Origin of the sequence: Pseudomonas sp. SJZ103, assembly GCF_007828335.1 — a bacterium.
Taxonomy (GTDB): Bacteria; Pseudomonadota; Gammaproteobacteria; order Pseudomonadales; family Pseudomonadaceae; genus Aquipseudomonas.
On the sequence record NZ_VIUN01000009.1, the window covers coordinates 122802 to 142450 of the forward strand.

15 protein-coding genes are annotated in these 19649 nt (G+C 61.5%); 3 read left to right on the top strand and 12 right to left on the bottom strand.

The window, feature by feature from the left end; genetic code table 11:
- Positions 1-18: 18 nt before the first annotated feature.
- From FBY10_RS19715 to FBY10_RS19765, 11 genes are all read right to left on the bottom strand, one after another.
- A complete protein-coding gene (locus FBY10_RS19715) occupies positions 19-2526 on the bottom strand; it encodes a PAS domain-containing sensor histidine kinase (RefSeq protein ID WP_145337518.1) in 2508 nt (835 codons plus the stop codon).
- A 140-nt stretch (positions 2527-2666) separates the two neighbouring features.
- The gene (locus FBY10_RS19720) at positions 2667-4619 is read right to left on the bottom strand and encodes an acetoacetate--CoA ligase (RefSeq protein ID WP_145337519.1); all 1953 of its coding nucleotides are present in this window, start codon (positions 4617-4619) and stop codon (positions 2667-2669) included.
- A 160-nt stretch (positions 4620-4779) separates the two neighbouring features.
- Positions 4780-5553 (bottom strand): 3-hydroxybutyrate dehydrogenase, encoded by a 774-nt coding sequence (locus FBY10_RS19725; protein WP_131699297.1) that lies wholly within the window; start codon positions 5551-5553, stop codon positions 4780-4782.
- Positions 5554-5560: 7 nt separating this feature from the next.
- Positions 5561-6952: a GntP family permease gene (locus FBY10_RS19730; RefSeq protein ID WP_131699298.1), complete on the bottom strand. Its 1392-nt coding sequence runs from the start codon at positions 6950-6952 to the stop codon at positions 5561-5563.
- 293 nt (positions 6953-7245) lie between these two features.
- On the bottom strand, positions 7246-8637 hold the full coding sequence (locus FBY10_RS19735; RefSeq protein WP_145337520.1) for a sigma-54-dependent Fis family transcriptional regulator: 1392 nt from the start codon (positions 8635-8637) through the stop codon (positions 7246-7248).
- Entirely contained in the window at positions 8634-10208 is a 1575-nt protein-coding gene (locus tag FBY10_RS19740) for an ABC transporter ATP-binding protein (RefSeq protein WP_131699300.1), read from the bottom strand. The genes FBY10_RS19735 and FBY10_RS19740 overlap by 4 nt, the downstream gene beginning before the upstream one ends.
- A 10-nt stretch (positions 10209-10218) precedes the next feature.
- Positions 10219-11241, bottom strand: coding sequence for an ABC transporter permease (locus FBY10_RS19745; RefSeq protein WP_167655810.1), 1023 nt, complete (start codon positions 11239-11241; stop codon positions 10219-10221).
- Positions 11241-12302: a microcin C ABC transporter permease YejB gene (locus FBY10_RS19750; protein ID WP_027608619.1), complete on the bottom strand. Its 1062-nt coding sequence runs from the start codon at positions 12300-12302 to the stop codon at positions 11241-11243. The genes FBY10_RS19745 and FBY10_RS19750 overlap by 1 nt, the downstream gene beginning before the upstream one ends.
- Positions 12302-14161, bottom strand: a complete 1860-nt coding sequence (locus tag FBY10_RS19755) for an extracellular solute-binding protein (protein WP_131699302.1) — start codon at positions 14159-14161, stop codon at positions 12302-12304. The genes FBY10_RS19750 and FBY10_RS19755 overlap by 1 nt, the downstream gene beginning before the upstream one ends.
- A 130-nt stretch (positions 14162-14291) precedes the next feature.
- Positions 14292-14573, bottom strand: coding sequence for a peptidylprolyl isomerase (locus FBY10_RS19760; protein ID WP_044274278.1), 282 nt, complete (start codon positions 14571-14573; stop codon positions 14292-14294).
- A gap of 510 nt (positions 14574-15083) precedes the next feature.
- Positions 15084-15578, bottom strand: a complete 495-nt coding sequence (locus tag FBY10_RS19765) for a DUF1543 domain-containing protein (protein WP_145337522.1) — start codon at positions 15576-15578, stop codon at positions 15084-15086.
- A 106-nt stretch (positions 15579-15684) separates the two neighbouring features.
- Here FBY10_RS19765 and FBY10_RS19770 point away from each other — a divergent pair, with 106 nt between their 5' ends.
- A complete protein-coding gene (locus FBY10_RS19770; RefSeq protein WP_145337523.1) occupies positions 15685-16506 on the top strand; it encodes an aldo/keto reductase in 822 nt (273 codons plus the stop codon).
- Between the two features lie 53 nt (positions 16507-16559).
- Here the strand turns inward: FBY10_RS19770 and FBY10_RS19775 are convergent, their stop codons facing one another.
- Positions 16560-17075 (bottom strand): Hcp family type VI secretion system effector, encoded by a 516-nt coding sequence (locus tag FBY10_RS19775; RefSeq protein ID WP_048729440.1) that lies wholly within the window; start codon positions 17073-17075, stop codon positions 16560-16562.
- A 471-nt stretch (positions 17076-17546) separates the two neighbouring features.
- On the opposite strand from FBY10_RS19775, the gene tssA reads away from it, so the two are divergent.
- Complete coding sequence (gene tssA / locus FBY10_RS19780) at positions 17547-19103, top strand: type VI secretion system protein TssA (RefSeq protein WP_145337524.1); 1557 nt, start codon at positions 17547-17549, stop codon at positions 19101-19103.
- 32 nt (positions 19104-19135) lie between these two features.
- On the top strand, positions 19136-19633 hold the full coding sequence (gene tssB / locus FBY10_RS19785) for a type VI secretion system contractile sheath small subunit (protein WP_131699306.1): 498 nt from the start codon (positions 19136-19138) through the stop codon (positions 19631-19633).
- Positions 19634-19649: the final 16 nt, after the last annotated feature.

Genomic DNA, 19649 nt, shown 5'->3' on the forward strand with positions numbered 1-19649 from the left:
GTGTGCGACGGCGCGCGATTATGCCTGAACTGAATCATCGACGCTGATCATGCTGCGGATTTTGGTCGCCAGCAGGTCGATGGAAAAAGGCTTGGCGACCATGTCCATGCCGTCCTCCAGGAAGCCCTGGCGCTCGGCGGCTTTCTCCGCGTAGCCGGTCATGAACAGCACCTTGAGGCCCGGCCGATGCTGGCGGGCGATCTCCGCCAGTTGGCGGCCGTTCATGCCGGGCAGGCCGACATCGGTCACCAGCAGGTCCACGCGCAGGTCCGACTCCAGCAATGGCAGCGCCGCACGCGCATCCGCCGCCTGGTGCGCGGTATAGCCCAACTCGTCGAGTACATTGACCACCAGCATGCGCACCGCCGGGTCATCCTCGACCACCACCACCGCTTCGCCGGCAAGGGCTACCGGAACTTCGCCCAATTGAGCGGGCAGGCTGCTTTCCAGGGAGGTGCCGTGCAGGCGCGGCAGGTACAAGCGCACGCAGGTGCCCTGGCCCGGTTCGCTCTGGATGGTCACGTGACCACCGGACTGCTGGGCAAACCCATAGATCATCGACAGCCCCAGGCCAGTGCCCTGGCCGATGGGTTTGGTGGTGAAGAACGGGTCGAACGCCTTGGCGAGAATCTTCGGTGCCATGCCGCTGCCGTTGTCACACACGCCAAGCATCACATAGTCGCCGGCCCTGACCGGTTCGAGGGTGGTGATATCGGTGCCGTCGAGGTAACTGTTGGCGGTTTCGATCAGCAGTTTGCCGCCGTCGGGCATGGCGTCGCGCGCGTTGATCACCAGGTTGAGCAGGGCATTTTCCAGTTGGCTCGCGTCGGTGTTGACCGGCCAGATATCGCGGCCCAGTTGCACCTTGAGCGTGATATGGGCGCCCTTGGTGCGCTGGAACAGCTCCTCCAGGGACGCCACCAACTGGTTGGGGTCCAGTGGGCGAAGGTCCAGCGACTGGCGTCGCGAGAAAGCCAGCAGGCGATGGGTGAGGGCGGCCGCGCGATGGGCCGAGGATACGGCGGTTTCGGTAAAGCGGCCGATTTCCTCGCTGCGCCCGGCGGCGATGTAGCGCTGCATCAGGTCCAGGCTGCCGATGATACCGGTGAGCATATTGTTGAAGTCGTGGGCGATACCGCCGGTGAGCTGGCCCACCGCTTCCATCTTCTGCGCATGGCGCAGGGCGTCTTCGGCGCGCTCACGCTCGAACATCTCGGTTTTCAGGCGTTCGTTGGCTTCGGCCAGCGCCTGGGTACGCTGGGCCACACGCTCCTCGAGGTTCTCGTTGAGGTGGCGCAGGGCTTCTTCGGTGAGTTTGCGTTCGGTTTCATCGATCACAAAGATATAGAAACCGTTCACCGAGCCGTCATTGCTGAAGCGCGGCAGGTATTTCATCAGCGCATGGCGTGGGCGGCCATCACGATGGGGGGTGATGGTCATGAAACTGCAGGCCTTGCCCTTGAGCGCAGCGGTGATCTTGTCCTCGCGCCCGGCATACACTTCGTCGCCGAGCACCTCGCGGATGGTCTTGCCGTACAGCTCCTGAGGCGTCATGCCGTACCACTCGAGGTAGGCGCTGTTGTTCAGGCGAAAGCGCTGCTCGTGGTCGACGTAGCCGATCAGCACCGGCATGGCGTTGATGATCAACTGCAGCTCGGTCTGGCTCTGGCGCAGGGCCTGCTCGGTGTGCTTGCGCTCGGTGAGGTCGAGTGCCGCGCCGAGGAAGCGCGCGGGGCGGCCTTGATGATCCTTGTAGCAACGCCCGCGGGCAAACACCCAGCGCACCTGGCCGTCGGCTTGTTGCAGGCGGTATTCCTCGGCGTATTCGGTGCCGTGGGTGATGCAGTGCTTGATGCTGCGCGTCACGGTGCCCCGGTCTTCGGGGTGTACGCCGTGCAGGTAGTCGCTGATGGGCAACAGGCTGGCGTTGCTCGGGTCCACCCCGTGCAGGTAGGCGAAGTGGGCATCGGCGATAAAGCGGTCTTCGCCAATGTCCCAATCCCAGGTGCCCACTGCGTCGGTGGCGGCGAGGGCCAGTTGCAGGCGCTGCTCGGTGTTGTGCTGGGCTCTGCGACGTTCGTTGGTTTCGATGGCCGTGACCAGGATGCCGGCCACGCTGGCGCTTTCATCGCGGACCGGGCTGTAGGTCAGGTCCAGCCAGATTTCAGTGTCGCGATTGTTGCGTTGCAGGACGAAACGCTGCTCGCTGAAGGTACGCACCTGGCCGGTCAGTACGGCGTCGTAGATCGGTGCGGTGAAGCTTTCGAGTTCCGGCCAGGTCTGGTGCGCCGGCTGGCCCATGGCGTCGGGGTGCTTGTTGCCCGCCAGCAGGGCGAAGCCGTCGTTGTAGAGTTGGGTGAGTTCGCTGCCCCACAGCAGGAGCATCGGCATCGGTGAGTGGATGACGATGTCCACGGCTGTGCGCAGGCTTTGCGGCCAATCATTGGCCTCACCGAGGGGGCTGTGTGCCCAGTCCAGCCGCGCAATCAATGCAGCGGCTTCGCTACCGGTGGTTGTTCCCTTCATAAAAAGCCCTGAGCGTAACGCTTTGAAAAAAGACAACACCCATTATCCCGTGGGAAACCTATGGGTGACTACCCTCGAAAAATAGCATGCATTGAGGGTTTGTCTTCAAATGAGTGCTTTAAGGCTGAAACCTTTCATCTTTACGCCAGCTCAGGTCGGTCGCGAAACTGCGCCAGGGCCTCCGGATTGGCCAGGGCGTCGGTGTTTTTCACCGGCTCGCCGTGCACCACGTTGCGCACTGCGAGTTCGACGATCTTGCCGCTGATGGTACGGGGAATATCGCTGACGGCGAGGATCTTCGCCGGCACATGGCGCGGCGTGGTGTTGGCGCGTATTACCTGGCGGATCTGCTGCTCCAGGGCCTCATCCAGTTCGATCCCGTCATCGAGGCGCACAAACAGCACCACGCGCACATCGTCCTGCCAGCGCTGGCCGATGGCCAGGCTCTCCAGCACCTGTGGGACTTTTTCCACCTGGCGATAAATCTCCGCAGTGCCGATGCGAACGCCGCCCGGGTTGAGCACCGCGTCGGAGCGGCCGTGAATCAGCAAGCTGCCGTTGGCGCGTTGTTCGGCGTAGTCGCCCTGGGCCCATACGCCGGGAAACTGGCTGAAATACGAGGCGCGCAGCTTCTTCTGGTCCGGGTCGTTCCACAAGCCGATGGGCATCGCCGGGAAGTGCCGGGTGCACACCAGTTCGCCTTTTTCCTCGAGCAGCGGTTGGCCCTGGTCGTCCCACACCTCAATGGCCATCGCCAGGCTCTTGCATTGCATTTCACCGCGCCGTACGGGCAACACCGGGTTGCCGATCACAAAGCAGGAGACGATATCGGTGCCGCCAGACATTGAGGACAGGCACAGCTCGGCCTTGATCTCGCGGTAGACGTAGTCGTAGCTCTGGGGCGACAAGGGCGAGCCGGTCGAAATCAGGCCCTTGAGGCTGCTCAGGTCGTGGCTCAGGCGCGGTTGCAGCCCGGCCTTTTCCAGGGTGGCGAGGAACTTGGGGCTGGTGCCGAACACGCTGATCTTTTCCGCGTCGATCAGGTCGATCAAGCGTTCCGGGCCGGGATGAAATGGCGAGCCGTCATACAGCACCGCCGTGGCCCCGATCGCCAGCACCGAGACCAGCCAGTTCCACATCATCCAGCCGCAGGTGGTGTAGTAGAACAGGCAGTCCTCGCGGGATATGTCCGCGTGCAGGCCGTGTTCCTTGAGGTGGGTGAGCAGCACGCCGCCGGTGCCGTGGATGATGCATTTGGGCACGCCGGTGGTGCCGCTGGAGTAGAGGATGTACAGCGGATGATCGAACGGCACCGCGACGAACGCAGGCTCGCCGCCGGGTTGGTAGAAGTCGTTCCACAGGGCAACGCGGGCCTGGGTCTGATAGTCCTCGACGCAGGCCTGGGGCCGTGCATACGGGACGATGATCAATTGTTCCAGGGACGGCAGGCGTTCGAGGATTTCATTGAGCTTGGCGCTTTGGTCGATGGTTTTGCCGGCATAGCGGTAGCCGGCGCAGGTGATCAGCACCTTGGGCTTGATCTGGCCGAAGCGGTCGATGACGCCTTGGGTGCCGAAGTCTGGCGAGGAGCACGACCAGATCGCGCCCAGGCTGGTGGTGGCGAGCATGCCGACCAGGGTTTGCCAGGTGTTGGGCATGCACGCGGCCACCCGGTCACCGCTGCCGACACCGGCCGCCCGCAGGCTGTCTTGAAGGCCGGCGACATGGGCGGCCAGTTCGGCATAGGTGAGTTGTTCGCGCTGGCCGTCTTCACTGATCGCGACCACGGCCGGGTGATCGTCGCGTCGACGCAGCAGGTGTTCGGCAAAATTCAGGCTCGCGCCCGGAAACCACTGGGCGCTGGGCATCTCGGCGTCTTCGATCAACACTGCGCTGGGCGGGCTGCGAAACTGCACTTCGAAGAACGTGACGATTGCCTGCCAGAAGTCCGGACGCTGGTCGATGCTCCACTGGTGCAGGGCCGGGTAGTCGTTGAGCTGCACGCCGTGGCGATCATTGATAAAGCGTCGGAACTGGTCCATCCGCGTGGTGCGGATGCGTTCCGGGGAGGGTTGCCAGAGGATCTCGGACATCAGCACGGTCTCTTGTTTTTATGCAGGTCTTCAAAACAATAGAATTCTACTGTGGGAGGGGGCTTGCTCCCGATAGCGGAGTATCAGCTAGCCCGTGTGGTACTGACCCACCGCCATCGGGAGCAAGTCCCCCCACAGTTTAGATCTCCAGTGTCTGGTTTTATTGGGCCAGCCAGCCGCCATCAATGTTCCACGCCGCACCCCGCACCTGCGCACCGGCCTCACTGCACAAGAACAGCACCAGCTCACCCAACTGCGACGGTGTCACGAACTCCAGCGACGGCTGTTTCTCCGCCAGCAGATCATGCTGCGCCTGCTGCGGGTCGACGCCATTGGCCACACGATCATCAATCTGCTTCTGCACCAGCGGCGTCAACACCCAGCCGGGGCAGATTGCATTGCAGGTCACGTTGCTGGTGGCGGTCTCCAGGCCCACCACCTTGGTCAAGCCGATCACGCCGTGCTTGGCTGCCACATACGCGGCCTTGCCCACCGAGCCGACCTGGCCGTGCACCGAGGCGATGTTGACGATACGCCCCCACCCCTTGGCTTTCATGCCTGGCAAGCTCAAGCGTGTGCTGTGGAACACCGACGACAGGTTGATCGCGATGATCGCGTCCCAGCGCTCCACCGGGAAGTCCTCCACCGCCGCCACATGCTGGATGCCTGCGTTGTTGACCAGGATGTCGACACCGCCGAACTCACGCTCGGCGTACGCGAGCATGTCGGCAATCTGCGCCGGGTCGCTGACGTCCGCCGGGTGATGGCCGACCTTGCCGCCAAACGCCTGCACCTGGGCGACCACCGCACTGGCGTCGCCGAAGCCGTTGAGGATCAGGTTGGCGCCGGCCTTGGCCAGGCTCAGTGCGATGCCCAGGCCGATGCCGCTGGTGGAACCGGTAACCAGGGCGGTCTTGCCGTTCAATGTCGTCATGAAAACCTCACACAATGCCGGTGGCGTAGAAAGTACCGATCACCACGAACACCGCGAGGGTCTTGATAATCGTGATGCCGAAAATGTCCTTGTAGGCTTCGCGGTGGGTCAGGCCGGTCACCGCCAGCAGCGTGATCACCGCGCCGTTGTGGGGCAGGGTGTCCATGCCGCCGCTGGCCATGGCTGCGACCCGGTGCAGCACTTCAAGGGGAATATTGGCCGCATGGGCCGCCGAAATAAAGCTCTCGGACATGGCCGCCAGGGCGATGCTCATGCCACCGGACGCAGAGCCGGTGATACCGGCCAGCAGGGTCACGGTAATCGCTTCGTTGACCAGCGGGTTGGGGATGCCCTTGAGCCAGTCCGCCAGTACCAGAAAGCCCGGCAGCGAGGCAATCACCGCACCAAAGCCGTATTCGGAAGCGGTGTTCATCGCCGCCAGCAACGCGCCGCTGACCGCGCTTTTGCTGCCCTCGGCGAGCTTACTTTTGATCGCCGACCACCCGAACGCCAGCACCATCAGGATCCCCACCAGCAACGCCGCCTGCACCGCCCAGATCGCGGTGAGCTTGGCGATTTCAGTGGTCACCGGCGCGCTCATGCCCGGCAGGCTGAGGCTGTGGGTCTTGCCGTACCACTGCGGGATCCAGTGGGTGAACAGCAGGTTCATTACGCCCACCAGGATCAGCGGCGACAGCGCGATCCAAGGGTTGGGCAGGGCAATGTTCTCGGCGGTCTCAGGCTCGTTGCGCAGCTCGGTGCCGTAGCCTTCACCCGCGCGCTGGGCCTTGTTGCGCTGGCGCGCCAGGTAGAGCATGCCGGCGCAGAACACGAAAATCGTGCCGATCAGCCCCAGCCACGGCGCCGCCCAGGCGGTGGTGTTGAAGAAGGTGCTGGGGATGATGTTCTGGATCTGCGGCGTGCCGGGCAGGGCGTCCATGGTGAACGAAAACGCACCGAGGGCGATGGTCGCCGGGATCAGGCGCTTGGGGATATTGCTCTGGCGGAACATCTCCGCCGCAAACGGGTACACCGCAAACACCACCACAAACAGCGACACGCCGCCGTAGGTGAGCAGGGCGCAGACCAGCACGATCACCAGCATCGCCTGGCGCGTGCCGAGCAAACGGATCGCCGCGGCCACGATAGAGCGCGAGAAGCCCGACAGCTCGATCAGCTTGCCGAACACCGCACCGAGCAGGAACACCGGGAAATACAGTTTGATAAAGCCGACCATTTTCTCCATGAACACCCCGGTAAAGGCAGGGGCGACGGCGGACGGGTCGGTGAGCAGCACGGCACCGAGGGCGGCGATGGGGGCAAACAGGATAACGCTATAGCCACGGTAGGCAGCCAGCATCAGCAACGCGAGCGCTGCCAGGGCAATGATCACACTCATGGTGTGTCTCCATCGGATTGTTATTGTTGTGGGGGAAGCGGTGGGGAGGGCTATAGCGAGATGTGTGCCATGTTTTCAACTTGTTGAAATATAAGGGTATTTTTGAATTTTTTTCGAGGATTTTTGAATTTTGTCTCAATTTTGAGACAGGTGAAGATCAAATGTGGGAGGGGGCTTGCTCCCGATAGCGGTGTATCAGCCAGCATATGTGTTAACTGACCTGATGCTATCGGGGGCAAGCCCCCTCCCACAGGGATTGTCTTTGTCTGGAGAATGGAGTCTCTATATGGAGACTAGGCAATCCCCAGTGCCACCATTTTCTTGTACAGCGTCGACCGCCCCAGCCCCAATCGCCTGGCCGCCTCCACCACATTCCCACCACACGCCTCGAGCGCCGCCGTAATCACCTGCCGATCAAAGCGCTCCCGCGCTGCTGCAAACGTCTCACCCGCAACCGTGTCCACCGCCCCGCGTTCCACCGGGCTGAACGTGCCAATCGCCGCACGAATTTCCCTGGCGTCCAGCACCAGGTCATCGCTCAGCAACGCCGCGCACTCCAGCACGTTGCGCAGCTCGCGGATATTTCCCGGCCACGCATGTTGCGCCAACAGCGCCAGGGCTTCTCGGTCCAGCTCATGCTGGCTGCGCAGGTCTTCGAGGATCGCTTCGCTCAGCGCCGGGATATCCTCCAGCCGCTCACGCAGCGGCGGCACCCGGATCGGCAGCACATTCAGGCGGTAATACAAGTCCGCGCGAAACTCACCGCGCTTGATCGCCGCTTCCAGGTCCATGGAGGTGGCCGCGATCACCCGCACATCGCTGTGCAGCATCTCGTTGGAACCCACCGGTTCGAATTCCTTTTCCTGCAACACCCGCAGCAGTTTGCTTTGCAGCGGCAGCGGCATATCGCCGATTTCATCGAGGAACAGCGTACCGCCCTGGGCAATCTGGAATTTACCCGGACGGCCCTTGCGATCGGCGCCTGTAAAGGCGCCCGGCGCGGTGCCGAAGAATTCTGCTTCCAGCAGGTCATGGGGAATCGCCGCGCTGTTGATGCTGACAAAGGCCTTGTGCGCACGCGGTGAGGCGCCGTGGATCGCCTGGGCGAGCAATTCCTTGCCCGTGCCGGTTTCGCCGAGCAGCAGCACCGGCGATTCGGCGCTTGCGCTGCGCCGTGCACGGCGTTTGACTTCCAGGCTGGCGGCGCTGGTGCCGATAAAATGCGCGAAGTTGTACTTGCTCTGGCGTGAGCGCAGCAACGAACGGGTGGAGGCCAGTTCCTGCTGCATGCTCAGGTAGCGTTCGATCAGCGGCGACAGGTTACGCAGCTCATCGAACAAGGCAAAACCAATCGCCCCGATCACCGCCCCGGCATCGTTGTGGATCGGCAGGCGCATCACCACCAACGGGCCTTTGGGGGTGTCCTGGATGTCCAGCAGAATCGGCCGGTCGGTGCGTACCACCTGGCGCAACAGGCTGTTGGAAATCACCCGCTCGCACGGCTGGCCGATGGCTTCATCGGCACTCTTGAGGCCGAAGCGCTTGGCGTAGCGCTCGTTCATCCAGACGATATTGGCGTCGCGGTCGACAATCACCGTGCCTTCGCTGGACTGCTCAATGATCTCGAACAGCGACTGGATCGCCAGGCCGCGAACCTGTTGGTAATCCGTCAGGCTGGTACTCATGACGACAGCCCGCCGGCCGCCGCCAGGAGTTCTTTGGTATACGGGTGCTGCGGCGCGTCGAAGACTGCATGGCTCGGCCCGCGCTCCACCACCTTGCCGTCCTTGATCACGATCATGTCATGGGCCATGGCGCGCACCACGGCGAGGTCATGGCTGATAAACAGGTAGGTCAGGCCGTACTTCTCCTGCAACTCACGCAGCAACGCTACGACCTGCTTCTGCACGGTGCGATCAAGGGCCGAGGTGGGCTCGTCCAACAGCATCAACGCCGGCTTGAGCACCAGCGCACGGGCGATGGCGATGCGTTGGCGCTGGCCGCCGGAGAATTCATGGGGGAAGCGATGGCGGCTGGCGGGGTCGAGGCCCACGTCCTTGAGCACCTGGATCACTTGCGCATCGCGGTCGGCCAGGCTGCACGGCGCATGCACTTCCAGGCCTTCGCTGATGATCTGCTGCACCGACATGCGCGGGCTGAGGCTGCCATACGGGTCCTGGAACACCACCTGCATCTGTTTGCGCCACGGGCGCATCTGCTTGTGGTTGAGCGGGTCGAGGGCCTCGCCCTGGAAGCGGATGCTGCCGGTGGAGTCCAGCAGGCGCAGGATCGCCTGGCCGAGAGTGGACTTGCCCGAACCGGACTCGCCGACAATCCCCAGGGTCTTGCCGCGCTGCACGCTGAGGCTGATGCCATCCACCGCGCGCAGGTAGGTCTTGCGCCGGAACAGGCCGCCGCCAAGGGGGAATTGCACGCTCAGGTTGTCCACCTCCAGCACGGTCTCCCGTGGGTCGCTGCACAGCACATCGCCGGACGGCTCGGCGTCCAGTAACAGGCGGCTGTAGGGATGTTGTGGTGCCGTGAACAAGGTCTCGCAGCCGGCCTGCTCGACAATCTCGCCGGCATGCATCACGCATACGCGTTGGGCAATGCTGCGCACCAGGTTGAGGTCATGGCTGATCAGCAGCAGCGACATGCCCAGGCGGTGTTGCAGGGATTTGAGCAGCAGCAGGATCTTGCGTTGCACTGTCACGTCGAGGGCGGTGGTGGGCTCGTCGGCAATCAACAGCTCCGGCTCACAGGCCAGGGCCATGGCGATCATCACCCGCTGGCGCTGGCCCCCGGAGAGTTGGTGCGGATAGGCCTTGAGGCGTTCCTGGGGTTTCTGGATGCCCACCAGTTCGAGTAACTCAAGGATGCGTGCCTGCGCCGCCTTGCCGCCCATGCCCTTATGCAGCAGCAAGGTTTCGCCGATCTGTTTTTCGATGCTGTGCAGCGGGTTGAGGGAGGTCATCGGCTCCTGGAAGATCATCGCAATGCGGTTGCCGCGCAGTTTCTGCAAGGTCGACGCCGAGGCGCCGATCAGTTCCTGGCCGCGATACTTCACGGAGCCGCGGGTGTCGGTACCGGCCTCGGGCAGCAGTTGCAAGATTGAGTGGGCGGTCACCGACTTGCCGGAGCCGGATTCGCCCACCAGCGCCAGGCACTCGCCGGGGCGGACGTCCAGGCTCAGGTTGCGCACCACGGTCTGGCCGCTGAACGCGACGCTGAGGTCGCGGATTTCGATCAGGTTCATACGCAATCACTCATGAGCGTGGGTCGAAGGCATCGCGTAATGCCTCGCCGATAAAAACCAGCAGCGACAGGATCAGCGCCAAGGTGAAAAACGCCGTCAAGCCCAGCCACGGCGCTTGCAGGTTCTGCTTGCCCTGGGCAATCAACTCGCCCAGTGAAGCACTGCCCGCAGGCATGCCGAAACCAAGGAAATCCAGGGCGCTCAGGGTGGAAATCGCCCCGGTGAGGATAAACGGCAGGTAGCTCAAGGTGGCGGTCATGGCGTTGGGCAGGATGTGCCGGCGAATGATCTTGCCGTCGCCCAGGCCCAGAGCCCGTGCGGCCTTGACGTACTCCAGGTTGCGCCCACGCAGGAACTCGGCGCGCACCACATCCACCAGGGCCAGCCAGGAAAACAGCGCCATGATCCCCAGCAACCACCAGAAGTTCGGCTCGACAAACCCCGACAGGATGATCAGCAGGTACAGCACCGGCAGCCCGGACCACACTTCAAGGATGCGTTGGCCGAGCAGATCCACCCAGCCGCCGTAATAGCCTTGCAAGGCCCCGGCGGCGATGCCGATGGCGGCGCTGATGGTGGTGAGCGCCAGGGCAAACAGGATCGACACCCGCGCGCCGAAGATCACCCGCGCCAACACATCCCGCGACTGGTCATCGGTGCCCAGCCAGTTCACCGTCGAGGGCGGGCTGGGGGCCGGGCGGGTCAATTCGTAGTTGGGCGTGTCGTCGCTGAACGGAATCGGCGGGAACAGCATCCAGCCGCCGCCCTGCTTGATCAGCTTTTGCACGTAGTCACTGCGGTAATCGGCCTGGAACGGCAGTTGCCCGCCGAACTGCTGCTCGGTGTAGCGCTTGAACGCCGGGAAATACAGCTCGTGCTTGTAGCTGAGCACCAAGGGCTTGTCATTGGCGATCAACTCGCCGCCCAGGGTCAGGATAAACAGGCCGATAAACAGCCACAGCGACCACCAGCCGCGACGGTTTTTCTTGAACCGTTCGAAACGCCGACGGGCCACGGGAGACAGGTTAAGCATCAGGCGTTCCTCGCGGCGAAGTCGATACGCGGGTCCACCAGGGTGTAGCAGAGGTCGCCGATCAGTTTTATCAGCAGGCCGAACAACGTGAAGATAAACAGCGAGCCAAACACCACCGGGTAGTCCCGGGACACGGCGGCTTCGTAGCTCATGCGGCCGAGGCCATCGAGGGAAAAGATCACCTCGATCAACAGCGAGCCGGCAAAGAATACGCTGATGAACGCCTGGGGAATCCCCGAGATCACCAGCAGCATGGCGTTGCGAAACACATGGCCGTACAGCACCCGCCGTTCGCTCAAGCCTTTGGCGCGGGCGGTCACGACGTACTGGCGCGTGATTTCATTGAGGAACGAGTTTTTGGTCAGGATGGTCAGGGTGGCGAACCCGCCGATCACCAGCGCGCTGACCGGCAGTACCAGGTGCCAGAAGTAGTCGGCGATCTTGCCCACGGTGCTCAGCTCGGCGAAGTTTTCCGAGACCAGCCCGCGCACCGGGAACCAGTTCAATGACGTGCCTCCGGCGAACACCACGATCAGGAACATCGCGAACAGGAACGCCGGCATCGCGTAGCCAATCACAATGGCGGTGCTGCTCCACACATCAAAACTGCTGCCATGGCGCACCGCCTTGCGAATGCCCAGGGGGATCGACACCAGGTAGGTGATCAGCGTAGCCCAGAGGCCGAGGGAAATGGTGACCGGCATCTTTTCCAGGATCAGGTCGATCACGGTGGCACCGCGAAAGAAGCTGTTGCCGAAATCCAGTTGGGCGTAGCTCTTGAGCATCAGCCACAGGCGTTCCGGCGCGGGCTTGTCGAAGCCGTATTGTTTTTCGATGTCCTTGATCAGTTTCGGGTCCAGGCCACGGCTGGCGCGGGAGCCGCTGCTGACACCGTCGCCGGATGAGCCGCCGACCGCGCCGCCGCCGATGCCCTGCAAGTGAGCGATGGCTTGTTCCACCGGCCCGCCGGGGGCGGCCTGGACGATCACGAAATTCACCAGCAGGATGATCACCAGCGTCGGGATGATCAGCAGCAGGCGCCTCACGATATAGGCAAACATCAGCGAGCTCCTGCGCGTTTTTTCAATTCGGCATTCATTTGTTCATTTGTCAGCGGGGTGGGGCTGATTTCCCACCAGGTTTCCAGGGCTTCATCATTCCTGGCCTCGATGGCCGGGCGGCCGAAGCGGTTCCACCAGGCGGCGGAGGTGCCGGGCGGGTAGTAATTGGGGATCCACAGGTAATTCCATTGCAGCACCCGGTCCAGGGCATGGGCATAGGTAAGCATCTGCGCCTGGGTGTCGGCCTTGACCAGGCCCTTGATCAGGCTGTCGACGGCCGGGTCCTTGAGCACCATGTAGTTGTTGGCGCCCGGATCGAACGCGGCGGTCGAGCCGAAGTAGTTGTACAGCTCCATGCCGGGCGACGTGGTGACCGGGAAGCCCGTCACGATCATGTCGTAGTCGCGGGCCATCAAGCGGTTGACGTATTGCGAAGAGTCGATGCGGCGGATATTCAAGGTGATGCCGATCTGCGCGAGGTTGCGTTTGTACGGCAACAACAGGCGTTCCAGCCCGTTCTGGGCATTGAGGAAGGTGAACGCCAGCGGCTCGCCCTCGGCGTTGACCAGTTTGTCGCCGTCTGGCTTCCAGCCGGCGTCTTCCAGCAGCGCCAGGGCTTGCAGCTGCTTGTCACGGATCATGCCGCTGCCATCGGTGACCGGCGCCTTGAACACCTGGGTGAACACCTCGTCGGGAATCTGCCCGCGCAAGGGTTCGAGAATTGCCAGTTCTTCCGCAGTGGGCAGTTGGGTGGCGGCCAACGGGCTATTGGAGAAGTAGCTTTGCTGGCGGATGTACACGTTGCGCATCATCTGCCGGTTGGCCCATTCGAAGTCCCACAGCATCGCCAGGGCCTGGCGCACGCGACGGTCCTTGAACATTGGTTTTTGCACATTGAACACATAACCCTGGGCCGGTTGCGGCATGTCCTTGGCCAAGTGCGCGCGTTGCAGGCGGCCATCGTCCAGGGCCGGGCCGTTGTAGCCGATGGAATAGCCGGTGGCGGAAAACTCACGGTTGAAGTCGTAGGCGCCCCCACGCAATACCTGGCGGGCCACTTCGGTGTCGCCGAAGTACTCCAGGCTCAGGTGATCGAAGTTGTACAGGCCGCGGCTGACGGGCAGGTCCTTGCCCCACCAGTCGGGGTCGCGGGTAAAGGTGATGGTGCTGCCCGAGTCGATCTTGCCGACCTTGTACGGGCCGCTGCCCAGGGGGGCTTCGTAGCCACCGCCGTTGGCGAAGTCGCGGGTCTTCCACCAGTGCTCGGGGAACACCGGCAGGGTGGCGATATCCAGGGGCAGGGTGCGGTTTTCGTTGCTGGAAAAATCAAAACGGACCTGGCGCGGGCCTTCGACTTCGACGTGCTTGACGTCAGCGAACAACGTGCGAAAGCGCAGGCTGCCTTGGGTCATCAGCAGGTTGAAGCTGTAGCGCACATCCTCGGCGGTGATCGGCTTGCCATCGGCAAAACGCGCCTTGGGGTTGAGGAAGAAACGCAGGGACAGGCCGTCTTCCGCGCGGTCCATCTTCTCTGCAACCAGGCCATACACCGTATAGGGTTCGTCCAGGGAGCGCAGGGCCAGGGGCGCATACAGCCAGCCGTCGACCTGGGAGACGCCGATGCCTTTGTCGATATACGGCAGCACATGGTCGAAACGTCCGATTTCAATCGCCGAGCGTCGCAGGCTGCCACCCTTGGGGGCGTTGGGGTTGGCGTAGTCGAAATGGCTGAAACCGGCGGGATACTTGGCCGGCTCGCCGTACACGGTCATTGACGGTTGGGGCGCCGCGATCACGGCGGTGCTGGCCAGCAGCAGGGCCAGGGAGGTACTGAGCAGTCTGGAAAAAGCCAATCGCATTGTCAGCCTTGAACGCCGGGTGAAGAAGAATAAGGATTTGTACGCTAACAGCATCAGCGTCGCCAGTCGTCACATGCACAACGGCCCACCAAAAGGCGGGCCGTTGTTTCAAGCAGCAGCGCGGACGGGATCAGTCCTGGCGGCTGGTGACTTCCAGCAGGTGGTAGCCGAACTGGGTTTTCACCGGGCCTTGCACGGTGTTGACCGGGGCGCTGAAAACGACGGTGTCGAATTCTTTAACCATCTGGCCTGGACCGAACGAACCCAGGTCACCGCCCTGGCGGCTGGATGGGCAGCTGGAGTTGGCTTTGGCGATTTCTGCGAAATCGGCGCCGCCTTCGATTTGGGCCTTGAGTTCGTTGCACTTGTCTTCAGTGGCAACAAGGATGTGACGGGCGGTGGCTTTGGCCATGGGGATTAACTCCTTGAGTAAAAACGGTGAGCGTACCGGATTCAGGCGGTTATTTCCTGGCAAAGTTCCGCTGGGTTTCTGGTTGGTGCGTTGAGCTTGGGTATTGGCGTGATGGAGTGAGATCCAGAGCAGACTGATATCTGCCTGATGCATAGAGATCAAATGTGGGAGGGGCGGTGCGACGATTCGACTTGCTCCCGATGGCGGCATGACAGCCGACCAGGATGTTGGATCAGATCGAGTACATATCCGTTGCTGCGGTAACTGCCACTTAGGGTTCCGCCCTTACGGCGGGTCACTTTTGGAAAAGAGCCGGAATGCCGGCCCAGCCGAAAGTAACCAAAAGGGCTCTTGCCCCAACACTCGGCACCTCGCCTGCGTTCGGCCAGCGTGTTTGATGGGGCGCCTGAGATCAAGATCAAGATCAAGAGCCAGAGCCAGAGCCGAGCAACAGCAGTGTTACGTCTGACATTACCTAAGTCATCTGATGTCCGGTCGAATAAGCCCCCATCAATTCAAGACAATGTAGTCATTCTGCTGAATGATCGGCCGATGGTCACCTTGCACCAGGTGCAGGTAGCGGCCGTCCACCAGGTCGATGGGCAGGCAGTCGTCGATATCCATCACGCCGTCGGTGTGGGCCTGGGACCAGTGGCGCAACATTTGTTGCTTGCCCTTGCGGGTTGCCTCCTGTTTGTTGCGGGCGACCACCAGCAGGTAGTGGTGGGCTTCGCCAAAGCTGTTGGTTTCATAGCCGCCAAGGTTGATGAAATACAGGTGATGGGCGTCGGCAGCGGGGGCCAGTTGGCTGAGTTCGATCTTCCAGCCGTCGACGCCATCCACCGCCATCCACGAATCAATATGCACACCCTTGGGGCTGCCAAACCAGCCCTCGCGCAATTGCGGGTAGGTGCCTTCCAGCGTGTCCGCTACGGCGAACACCACATCGTGAACTTCAATTCTTGCCCGTGGGTGCTTGCCCCCGAGCATCACGACAAACAGCATTGCAGGTCCTTCCTGGCGACTTGGCAAAGGGTAACCATACTTCGATTGAACCCTTTTGTCCGGGCAATGCCACACTGTTAATCCGCGAATTCATCAGGAGGTTGTCATGCGCACCATTGATCTGGCGGGCGTTCCCGTCCCTGTCATCGGCCAGGGAACCTGGCGCATGGGCGAAGACCCAGACCGGCGCCGCGCCGAAGTTGCGGCATTGCAACTGGGGATCGGCGAGGGCATGACTTTGATCGATACCGCCGAGATGTATGGCGAGGGTGGCGCCGAGGAGGTCGTCGGCGAAGCCATCAGCGGCAGGCGCGACCAGGTGTTCCTGGTGAGCAAGGTCTACCCGCACAACGCCAGCCACAAGGGCGTGCCCCGTGCGTGTGAAGCCAGCCTCCAGCGCCTGGGCACGGACTACATTGATCTGTATCTGTTGCATTGGCGTGGCCAGTACCCGCTTGAAGAAACCGTCGAAGCGTTCGAGCGCCTGCGTGAGGCGGGCAAGATCGGCCGCTGGGGCGTATCCAATTTCGATGTGGCCGACCTGCAGGAACTCGCATCCCCGGCCTGCGCGACCAATCAGGTGCTGTACAACATCGAAGAGCGCGGGATCGAATTCGACCTGTTGCCCTGGTGGCAACAACACCATTTGCCGCTGATGGCGTACTGCCCGATTGCCCAGGGTGGGGAGTTGCTGTCCAGCCAGACCCTTAAGCAGATCGCCCGCCGCCACGAGGTCACGCCCGCCCAGGTCGCCCTGGCCTGGGTGCTGCGCCAGGACGGTGTGATCGCCATCCCCAAGGCGGTCACCCCGGAGCATGTACGGCTCAATGCGGCCGCCGCCAAGGTGGTGCTGGATGAGCACGACCTGGATGCCATCGATCGGGTGTTCGGCGCACCCAAGCGCAAGCATCCCTTGGCGATGGTGTAGCTGCTTGGCAGAAACGGTGCCATCCCTGGCACCCGTTCCTGCACAGGTCCGACTTAACCCGCTACCGGGCTGCGCCAGTCATCCGATCCGGATGTGCCGGACACTTCGTGGGTCCATACGATCTTGCGATAGGTGAAATACACATCCTCCAGGTGAGTGAAGTGGGCATTGTCCGGGTCCTGGCAATTGGGCATGCGGGATTGGATGTCCACGAGCGTCGCGCCCTCCAGTTCAATCGTGAAGTAGTGCTCCTGGGTGCCGGCCGATGATGTTCGGAACCACTCCAGTCGGCATTTGACCTCTTCACCGCTGGTCAATGCGCTGAACAGCAAGGGCGATGACTTATCGAAGACCTTGCTGATCATCAACGGCTTGTGGACCCTCTGGCCCGTCGGCTGACCCGACTGCGGGTCGCGGGGGATGATCACCTGATGAGCAAAGGCCTGGACCAGAATCTGGTCTTCATGGCCTTCCTGATAAATGTTGCCTACCGAGTCCTGGGTAAAAGTGCCTGCCGTAATCAAACCTTGTTTGACACCGGTGATGGAAAGATACGCGGGTGTTGGCATGACGGGTTTCCTTGCCTGATTGATGAGGTCGTTCCAACCGGTAATGGTGCCGGTCGGGCAACTCTCATTAACAAGAAGCGTGCCCGAAAGTATCAGTCCCAATAAAAACAGTGGGTCCGGCGGTCAGTGGGGTGGTTTTTTGATTGGAGGTGCATGATTTAATCGAATATATGCAGAATACGTTGCGCATAAGTGCGCATTTAGTTGCTCATGGAGTTTGGTTTGTTGGTATTGGGCTTGGCAAGGATATTCGGAAACAGATGAGGGTTTAACTGCGCAAAACCCTGCGCAGGCCTTGAATTGCAGTGATTGTAGGAAATTACTTAAGTGTCGAGGCGCTGCTTGTTGAATGCTGTTTGCATGGCTAAGGTTTACGAACTTTGCGGTGGCGCTGGCGAAGATTGGATGGCGCTTTGATATATGGTTTAAATGTTAATGCTTTGAACTTTTTGTTTTGGGTAATTGTGCCGAATGTCTTATTCAGAAAAACTCTATAACGATTACCTTGAACTTGCACGGTCGCCCTGCACGCGGACGAGTTTTGCCGGCAGCGATATGCGCTATTCAAGTGAGTATGAAGTTCTGGAGTTCGAATTGGGCAAGGCGCAATCGATTCATGCGGGCGTCCAGACCGACTGGCAGAAGGTCCTGGAAATCGGCGAGTACCTGTTGCGTCAACAATCCAAGGATCTGCGGGTCGTCGTCTGGCTGACCTGGGCATTGTATCAACGGGAAGCCTTTCCAGGGCTGTTGGCCGGCCTTGGGTTATTGCGCTATCTCTGTGAGCATCATTGGTCTGCGGTCTATCCCGAAAAACCGCGTACTCGTGGCGCAGCCTTCAGTTGGCTGGCGGGGCGCCTCGAGTCCCTCTTCGCGCAAAGCCCGTCGCTGCAGGGTCAGCAGCCCTTGTTCGAATCCGTGCTTGAACATCTGGTGTGTCTCGATGAGTGCTGTGTCGAGCGCCTGGAAGATAACGCGCCGCTGTTCCTGCCGATTCGCAGGCAACTTTCCCAGCGGTTGGAGCGTGTTGCGCAAGACGATTCTCCGGTCGCGAGCTTGGGCGATATTGCCGGGCAGGGGCAGGTCAAGCAGGTGACCACCCTGTTGCAGAATGCCGAGGTTGTGGTGGGCACCGAGAAAGATGCCCACAAGTTGCTGCGCGCCTTACAGGATCAGGCTCGTCCTTTGTGTGCCTGGTGGTTGCGCCAGAACGCCGCCGACCTGCGCGCACTGCGCCTGAATCGGGCGCTGACCTGGCTGACCCTCGTCAGCTACCCGGACGCTGACAGCGAACGGATAACCACCTTGCGCGGGCCTGCACCCGACAAGCTCAAGCGTTATCAGGAGCGGCTTGCCCAAGGCTATTACACCGACTTGATGCTCGAACTCGAGGCCAGTCTCGCCGGTGCGCTGTTCTGGTTTGACGGGTTGTACATGGTCTGGCAGTGCCTGGAAGCGCTGCAGGCCGACCTGGCCATGACTGAGTTGGAAGTGAACTTCGCCCTGTTGCTGCAGCGCCTGCCCAACCTGCCCGAGTTTCGTTTTCACGATGGTGCTCCCTTTGCCGATGTCCCCACGCGCAACTGGATCGCGCAGCAGGTTGCCCGTCATCTGCAGTTGCCCGAATCACTGACAGTGGTGGATGCCGATGCCGAGCCTTGGGAGGCGGCCTTGCAAGCGGCACGACTGCGGCTGCGCAAGGACGGGCTCAAGGCGGCCGTCCATGAACTCAAGCAGGGCATGCATGCCGCTCACAGCGATCGTGCCCGTTTTCATTGGCGACTTGCGCAGGCGCGTCTATGTGGGCAGGCGGGCAAACACGAGTTGGCGAAGATCCAGCTCGAACATCTGGAAAACGAGCTGCAACGCAGGGGCCTGGAACACTGGGAGCCGGAGTTGGCCTTGCAAGTGACCCAACTGCTTCATCGTTGCTGTGACTTGTTGCCACAAAACCAGGCCGTGCGCGAGCGTAAGGAAGACACCCATCGCAGGCTATGCCTCTTCGATCTTGAAGCGGTACTTGAATAGGCTTTCGAGCCACTTGGAAAAGGAGAAACACAATGGCCAAAGAAGGTTCGGTAGCGCCCAGGGAACGTATCAATATCACCTTCAAGCCCGCCATCGGTGGGGCGCAGGATGAAGTCGAACTGCCGTTGAAGCTGCTGGTGCTGGGTGACTTCACCCAGCGTGAGGATGTACGCAAGCTTGAAGACCGCAAGCCCATTGCCATCGACAAGAACACCCTTGATGACGTGCTGGCCAAGCAAGCGCTAAGCCTGACGCTGAACGTACCCAATCGCCTGCAGGAGTGTGCTGAGGTCGAGGAGCTGGCCATTGAGGTGCGTATCAATGCCATGAAGGATTTCAATCCCGCGAACCTGGTGGAGCAGATACCCGAATTGCACAAGCTGATGGCATTGCGTGAAGCACTCATGGCTCTCAAAGGACCGCTGGGCAATACACCAAGCTTTCGCAAAGCCATTGAGCACGCCCTGGCGGATGACGAGTCCCGCGCCCGGGTATTGGCCGAGTTGGAACTGGGCAACCACACCGCCTGACATTTTCAGTAAAAGG

What these genes read in the sequence shown, in the direction of transcription:
- FBY10_RS19765 (WP_145337522.1), bottom strand. Translation starts at nt 15,578, where the DNA reads ATGCTGTTTGTCGTGATGCTCGGGGGCAAGCACCCACGGGCAAGAATT.
- FBY10_RS19755 (WP_131699302.1), bottom strand. Translation starts at nt 14,161, where the DNA reads ATGCGATTGGCTTTTTCCAGACTGCTCAGTACCTCCCTGGCCCTGCTG.
- FBY10_RS19730 (WP_131699298.1), bottom strand. Translation starts at nt 6,952, where the DNA reads ATGAGTGTGATCATTGCCCTGGCAGCGCTCGCGTTGCTGATGCTGGCT.
- FBY10_RS19770 (WP_145337523.1), top strand. Translation starts at nt 15,685, where the DNA reads ATGCGCACCATTGATCTGGCGGGCGTTCCCGTCCCTGTCATCGGCCAG.
- FBY10_RS19735 (WP_145337520.1), bottom strand. Translation starts at nt 8,637, where the DNA reads ATGAGTACCAGCCTGACGGATTACCAACAGGTTCGCGGCCTGGCGATC.
- tssB (WP_131699306.1), top strand. Translation starts at nt 19,136, where the DNA reads ATGGCCAAAGAAGGTTCGGTAGCGCCCAGGGAACGTATCAATATCACC.
- FBY10_RS19725 (WP_131699297.1), bottom strand. Translation starts at nt 5,553, where the DNA reads ATGACGACATTGAACGGCAAGACCGCCCTGGTTACCGGTTCCACCAGC.
- FBY10_RS19760 (WP_044274278.1), bottom strand. Translation starts at nt 14,573, where the DNA reads ATGGCCAAAGCCACCGCCCGTCACATCCTTGTTGCCACTGAAGACAAG.
- FBY10_RS19740 (WP_131699300.1), bottom strand. Translation starts at nt 10,208, where the DNA reads ATGAACCTGATCGAAATCCGCGACCTCAGCGTCGCGTTCAGCGGCCAG.
- FBY10_RS19715 (WP_145337518.1), bottom strand. Translation starts at nt 2,526, where the DNA reads ATGAAGGGAACAACCACCGGTAGCGAAGCCGCTGCATTGATTGCGCGG.
- FBY10_RS19775 (WP_048729440.1), bottom strand. Translation starts at nt 17,075, where the DNA reads ATGCCAACACCCGCGTATCTTTCCATCACCGGTGTCAAACAAGGTTTG.
- FBY10_RS19745 (WP_167655810.1), bottom strand. Translation starts at nt 11,241, where the DNA reads ATGCTTAACCTGTCTCCCGTGGCCCGTCGGCGTTTCGAACGGTTCAAG.
- tssA (WP_145337524.1), top strand. Translation starts at nt 17,547, where the DNA reads ATGTCTTATTCAGAAAAACTCTATAACGATTACCTTGAACTTGCACGG.
- FBY10_RS19720 (WP_145337519.1), bottom strand. Translation starts at nt 4,619, where the DNA reads ATGTCCGAGATCCTCTGGCAACCCTCCCCGGAACGCATCCGCACCACG.
- FBY10_RS19750 (WP_027608619.1), bottom strand. Translation starts at nt 12,302, where the DNA reads ATGTTTGCCTATATCGTGAGGCGCCTGCTGCTGATCATCCCGACGCTG.